General features: G+C 41.2%; 1 protein-coding gene. It reads right to left on the reverse strand.

Annotation, left to right across the window (positions count from 1 at the left end; genetic code table 11):
• A partial coding sequence (locus H5202_RS23525) for a hypothetical protein (RefSeq protein WP_182774123.1) occupies window positions 1-630 on the reverse strand: 630 nt, incomplete at its 3' end.
• Window positions 631-782: the final 152 nt, after the last annotated feature.

Consider the following 782-nt stretch of genomic DNA (forward strand, 5'->3'; position numbering starts at 1 on the left):
CACTTCACCAATTTTCTTGGTCAGATATCTAGCTTGTTGAATGATGTTATCCATTCTTAACTTACCATCATTATTGACGGCATCAGATTGTAAGAACTGTTCTAGTCGTGCATACCATTCTTCTGGCAGTGTGCCTTCACTGTTCAGATCATCAAAACTGCGCCAGCGAGCAATGAGATCATCAAAGTGGGCATTCAGTTTCACTTTTAATTTTACCGACTCCAAATCGTTGACTTTCGCTTTGGCCAGCTCACAGTTCAGGTCGCTTATAGTTAGTTCGATTTTTTCTTTGGTTTTACTCAATCGTTCCAATCGGTTACGCACGTGGTCATTGTGGGTTAGCGTATCCCGCTTTAACACTTCGTTGTTTTGCCCTAACAAGTCAAATTGCACTCTCAAGGCTTCAAACGTCTTAGTGATTGCATCTTCATTATTGTTATGTGTTAATAATTGATAACTGTCGACAATTAGCCCATGAGTAATTAAGGAACATAACGCTGCCGATACCGCGACTTTAGCATTCGATGAGGCTTCTAGCTGGTGTGCTAATCTGTTAAATTGGTTTGCATCACCAATGTCATTCTCGGCCACATTCTCCACTGCGGACACTTCACGTAATTTTATCTTCACTAATCTGTATCGTTCTAAAGTTGGACCAAATCCAAATTGGTTTCCGCTTAAGAGGTTTGCCAGTTCTAGAAGCGTTGTTTGTTTATCGTCTCGAATCTTTTTGAGAGCATCAAAGTGATCTGAGGCAGCTTGACAAGTGCCTTTGCGCTGAT

It is taken from the genome of Shewanella sp. SG41-4 (assembly GCF_014164505.1).
In the GTDB taxonomy this organism is placed as follows: Bacteria; Pseudomonadota; Gammaproteobacteria; order Enterobacterales; family Shewanellaceae; genus Shewanella.